At 73.3% G+C, this 5,523-nt stretch carries 1 protein-coding gene; it reads left to right on the top strand.

Annotation, left to right across the window (positions count from 1 at the left end; translation table 11 throughout):
• Window positions 1–20: 20 nt before the first annotated feature.
• Window positions 21–5,523 (top strand): type I polyketide synthase (locus ACFY0I_RS28335; RefSeq protein WP_388901129.1); only part of this gene is annotated, 5,503 nt, incomplete at its 3' end.

The following is a 5,523-nucleotide window of genomic DNA, read 5'->3' as shown; positions in this document are numbered from 1 at the left end:
CGCCTCCAGGAGTGACGACCATGCAATCCTCGGCCGACCAGCTCGTCCAGGCGCTGCGCGCGGCGCTGAAGGACAACGACCGGCTCCGGCGGGAACACCGCGAGCTGGCCACGACCGCGCGCGAACCGATCGCCGTCGTCGGCATGGCGTGCCGCTACCCCGGCGGCGTGACCTCACCGGCGGAGCTGTGGCAGCTGGTCGGGCGGGGCGGCGACGCGATCACCCCGTTCCCCCGCGACCGCGGCTGGAGCCTCGACGAGCTGCGCGGCGCCGACGCCGACGAGGCAGGCACCTCCTACGTCCAGCACGGCGGATTCCTGCACGACGCCGCGGACTTCGACGCCGAGTTCTTCGGCATCAGCCCGCGCGAGGCGCTGGCGATGGACCCCCAGCAGCGGCTGCTCCTCGAGAGCAGCTGGGAGGCCGTCGAGGGCGCGGGCATCGACCCGGCATCGCTGCGCGGGGGCAAGGTAGGCGTCTTCTCCGGACTGATGGGCCAGGGGTACGCCTGGCGCCTGTCGGACGTCCCGCCGGAGGTCGAGGGCTACCTCGGCACGGGCAACACCGCGAGCGTCGCCTCCGGACGGGTCGCCTACGCGCTCGGCCTCGAAGGTCCCGCGATCACCATCGACACCGCCTGCTCCTCCTCGCTGGTGGCCGTGCACCTGGCCGCGCACGCCCTGCGCCGCGGGGAGTGTTCCATGGCGCTGGCCGGCGGGGTCACCGTGATGTCCACCCCGGACACCTTCGTGGAGTTCTCGCGCCAGCGCGGCCTGGCCCCGGACGGTCGCTGCAAGGCGTTCTCGGCCGACGCGGACGGCACGGGCTGGGGCGAGGGGTCCGGGGTCCTGCTGCTGCAGAAGCTGTCGGACGCGCGACGCGACGGGCACCCCGTCCTGGCCGTGATCCGGGGTAGCGCGGTCAACCAGGACGGCGCCAGCAACGGACTGACCGCGCCCAGCGGCCCCGCCCAGGAGGCGGTGATCCGTCAGGCGTTGACGGCGGCCGGGCTCACCGCCGCCGACGTGGACGCGGTGGAGGCGCACGGGACCGGCACCCGACTCGGCGACCTCATCGAGGCACAGTCGCTGCTGGCCACCTACGGAACGGGCCGACCGGCGGGCGACCCCGTACGGATCGGTTCGCTCAAGTCGAACGTCGGGCACACCCAGGCGGCGGCCGGGGTCGGCGGCATGATCAAAATGATCATGGCGATGCGGCACCGGACCTTACCGCGCACCCTGCACGCCGAGACGGCCACCACCGCGATCGACTGGTCCCCGGACGCCATGGCCCTGCTCACCGAGCAACTGCCCTGGCCTGCCCGCGACCGGCCGGCCCGCGCCGCCGTCTCCTCATTCGGGGTCAGCGGCACCAACGCGCACATCATCATCGAAGCCCCGGACACCCACGACGGAACCTCGTCCACCGACGGAACCTCGTCCACCGACGCAGCCGGCTCCGGCGGGACCGTGACGTCAGCCGGGACGCCCCGCCCCTGGCTGCTGGCCGCCCGAACCCCTGCCGCACTGCGCGGACAGGCCCAGCGGCTCCACGACCTCCTCTCCGCCCGCCCCGCACTGCGCGACGCCGACATCGAACTCTCCCTGCGCACCGGCCGAACCCCCTTCGACCACCGCGCCGTGATCACCGGCGACGACCGCGAAACGCGGGCACGCGCGCTGGCCGCCCTCGCGCACGACGAGCGCTCCCCGCACGTGGTGACCGGACGCGCCGTCCGCGGCGACGCCGTCTTCGTCTTCCCCGGCCAGGGCTCCCAGTGGATCGGCATGGGCCTCGACCTGTACGAGAGCCACCCCGCCTTCGCCGAACACCTGCGGGCGTGCGCAGAAGCGCTGGACCCGTACGTGGACTGGTCACTGCTGCCGGTGCTGCGCGGCGAACCCGACGCACCCCCGCTGGACCGCGTCGACGTCGTCCAGCCCGCCCTCTTCGCCGTGATGGTGTCGCTGGCGCACCTGTGGCGCTCCCTGGGCGTGCAGCCGGCCGCCGTCATCGGCCACAGCCAGGGCGAGATCGCCGCGGCGTACGTCGCGGGGGCCCTCTCCCTGGACGACGCCGCACGCATCGTCGCGCTGCGCAGCCGGGCGCTGCGCGCCCTGTCCGGTCGGGGCGCGATGGCCGTCGTCTCCATGCCCGTTGACGAAGCGGTCCGACGCATCGACGGCAGCGACGGCAACCTGTCCGTCGCGGCCGTCAACGGACCCGCCGCCACAGTCGTCGCCGGGACCCCCGACGCCGTCGACAGCTTCCTCGACCGGGCCGGCGCGGAGGGCTTCCAGACCCGCCGCCTTCCCGTCGACTACGCCTCCCACTCCGCGCAGATCGAGGAGATCCACCAGGATCTCCTCGACACCCTCGCCGACGTCACCGCCCGCCCGGGCACCATCCCGTTCTACTCCACGGTCACCGCCGAGGTGATCGACACCGCCGCACTGGACGCGGCCTACTGGTACCGGAACCTGCGGCAGACCGTCCGCTTCGACGAGACCGTCCGCCTGCTCCTCGACCACGATCACCGCCAGTTCGTCGAGTGCAGCCCGCACCCGGCCCTGCTCGCCGCGGTGGCCGACACGGCCGCCGCGGCCGAGGTGCCCGCCGCCGCCGTCGGATCGCTGCGCCGCGACGACGGCGGCCGGCGCCGGTTCCTCACCAGCCTGGCGGAGGCCCACGCGCACGGCGTGCCGGTGGACTGGGCCGCCCTGCCGGGAGCCGACGGCGCCCGCGTCGAGCTGCCGACCTACCCCTTCGAGCGCCGACGCCACTGGCTCACCTCGACACCGGGCGCCGGCCACGGCCTGACCGCCGCGGGACTGCACAGCGCCGAGCACCCGCTGCTGGGCGCGGCCGTGACCGTAGCCGCCGCCGACGGACTGCTCCTGACCGGGCGACTCGCCCTGGACTCGCACCCCTGGCTGGCCGACCACCGCATCCACGGCGCGGTACTGGTACCGGGAACAGCCCTGCTGGAGGTGGCGACCCACGCCGCCCGACTCACCGGCGCGGGCGACGTCACCGAACTCACTCTCGAATCGCCGCTGATCGTCCCCGACGAAGGAGCGGTCGAGGTACAGGTCCTGGTGCATCGGCCGGACGACGGCGGTGGACACCCGGTGACCGTCCACTCCCGCGCCGGGGACGCCCCGGACGACGCGCCCTGGCAGCGCCATGCCCGCGGTCTCCTCACCACCGGCGCCGGCACCGGCACCACCACCGGTACCGACGCGCCCGCGGCCCTCGCGGCCCCCAGCGCCTGGCCGCCGCCGGGGGCCACCCCCCTCCCCATCGACGACCTCTACGCACGCCTGGCAGAAGCCGACTTCCACTACGGCGAGGCCTTCCGCGGGCTCACCGCCGCATGGCGGCACGGCCAGGACCTCTTCGCCGAGGTGCGGTTGCCCGCCGAGCACGAGACGGAGGCCGACCGGTTCGGCCTGCACCCCGCGCTGCTCGACAGCGCCCTGCACACCCTCGGCCTCGGCTCCCTCACGGACGGAACGGACAACGGCGGCTTGCTGCCGTTCTCCTGGAACGACGTCCAACTGCACCGGCCGGGCACGGACCGGCTGCGCGTGCGGATCTCCCCGGCCGAAGGGACGAACACCATCGCCCTGCACGCCACCGACGCGACCGACACGCCGGTCCTGACGGTCGGCTCCCTGGCACTGCGCCCCGTCACGCCGGAACTCATCCGCACCGCCACCTCCCCCCGTACCTCCGGAGGAATGCTGTGCCGGGTCGAATGGTCCGTACGCCCCCGACCGTCGGATCACCCCCCGCACGGCCGAGCGGTCGTACTCGGCGACGACCTCACCGGCTGGCCCACCACCGACCGGCTGCCCCCGCTCCCCGGTCCCGAGGAACAGCGATCCCCCTGGGACACGCTGCCCGACCCCGCGCCGGCGGACGTCGTCCTGCCGTGCGTCACGGAGCCGACGGACCCGGGCGGTGACGCCGCGGAGGCGGCCCGCGCCGCGGTCGTCCGCACGCTGCGCCTGCTCCAGGACTGGATCGCCGACGAGCGGCTCGCGCGATCCCGGCTGGTCCTGGTCACCCGTGGCGCCGTCGAGGTGCTGCCGGGCGAGGGCGTCACCGACCTGACCCGTGCCGCGATGTGGGGCCTGGTGCGGTCCGCCCAGTCCGAACACCCGTCCCGGTTCATGCTGTTGGACGTCGATGACACCGAGGTGGCCCCCGCGCTGCTGCGCGCGGCCCTCGCCACCGACGACGACGAACTCGCCATCCGGGGCGGCTCCCTGCACACCCCCTCCCTCGCCCCCGCCCCGGTCGTCCCCGCCGAGGAGCGCCCGATCGATCCGGAGGGGTCGGTGTTGGTGACCGGTGGTACGGGTGTGCTGGGTGGGTTGGTGGCGGAGTGGTTGGTGTCGGCGTGTGGTGTGCGGCATCTGGTGTTGGTGGGGCGTCGTGGTGTCGCGGGTTCGGGTTCCGCGGTGGAGCTGGTGGGGCGGTTGCGTGGGCTGGGTGCCGAGGTTCGGGTGGTGGCGGCGGATGTGTCGTCGCGGGCCGGTGTGGAGGAGGCTCTTGCGGCGGTTGGGGTGGAGCATCCGTTGACGGGTGTGGTGCACGCGGCGGGGGTCGTGGACGACGGTGTGGTGGGGTCGCTGTCGTCCGAGCAGGTGGGTGCGGTGATGGGTGGCAAGGCGGGCGGCGCCTGGTGGCTGCACACACTGACGCAGCAAGCCGACTTGTCGTTCTTCGTGACGTTCTCGTCGGTGGCAGGTGTCCTGGGTTCCGCGGGGCAGGCGAACTACGCGGCGGCGAACGGCTTCGTCGACGCGCTGATGCAGGCGCGACGGGCGCGCGGACTGGTCGGCCAGTCGGTGGCCTGGGGCCTGTGGGACGTGACCGAGGGCCTGGCCGGCGGACTGAGCGAGCGCGACGTGGCCCGGATGTCCCGCGGCGGAATGACCGGACTGTCCGCCTCCGAAGGACTCGGGCTCCTGGGGACCGCGTGGCAGCTGCCCGATGCCCTGCTCGTGGCGGCGCGCTGGGACATGAGGGTCTGGCGCGACGCCGAGATCGTTCCGGCGATGCTGCGCGGACTGCTGGGCGGTGGACGCGGGACGACCCGCTCCCGCCCCCCGGCCGCCCACGGCCTGCTGGAACGGCTGGCCGGTCTCTCGGAGGCCCAGAGGGCCAAAGCCGTGGCAGAGGCGGTACGCGGGGAGGTGGCGTCGGTTCTTGGTTTTGGTTCTGTGGTGGATGTGCCGGTGGGTTTGGCGTTTCGGGAGATGGGTTTTGATTCGCTGACTGCGGTTGAGTTGCGGAATCGGTTGGGTGTGTTGTTCGGGGTGCGGCTTTCGGCGACGGTGGTTTTCGATTATCCGTCGGTGGGTGTGTTGGCGGAATTTGTGTGTGGGTTGTTGGGTGTGGGTGGGGGTGTTGATCCGGTCGGTGTGGGGGCCGGGGTGGTTTCGGTGGTTGATGTGGGTGATCCGGTGGTGATCGTGGGGGTGGGTTGCCGTTATCCGGGTGGGGTGG

Source organism: Streptomyces sp. NPDC001568 (genome assembly GCF_042893755.1).
In the GTDB taxonomy this organism is placed as follows: Bacteria; Actinomycetota; Actinomycetes; order Streptomycetales; family Streptomycetaceae; genus Streptomyces.
This window is presented reverse-complemented; position numbering and strand designations above follow the sequence as displayed.